The sequence below is a fragment of the Nocardioides cremeus genome (assembly GCF_030518195.1).
Classification (GTDB): domain Bacteria; phylum Actinomycetota; class Actinomycetes; order Propionibacteriales; family Nocardioidaceae; genus Nocardioides; species Nocardioides cremeus.
Genome location: NZ_JAULSC010000433.1, coordinates 1 through 222 on the forward strand (window position 1 = coordinate 1; position 222 = coordinate 222).

A 222-nucleotide genomic window follows, 5' to 3' on the forward strand; every position below is an offset into this window, starting at 1 on the left:
TGGACAGCCCCGGCACCGCCATCCCCGCGACCCTCCCGGTCGCGAGCGCCCCGCCCGACGCCCCGGCGTACGACGTCGTGGTGGTCGGCTTCGGCATCGCCGGTGGCTGCGCGGCGCTGGCGGCCGCGCGCGCCGGGGCCCGGGTGCTGCTGCTGGAGCGCGCGGCCGTGCACGGCGGCACGTCGTCGATGTCGGGCGGGCACTTCTACCTCGGCGCCGGCA

At 79.7% G+C, this 222-nt stretch carries 1 protein-coding gene; it reads left to right on the forward strand.

The genetic code is table 11. The annotated features are described in order from the left end of the window. Positions 1–222: FAD-dependent oxidoreductase (locus tag QWJ41_RS21620; protein WP_439117359.1), on the forward strand; the 222-nt coding region annotated here is incomplete at both ends.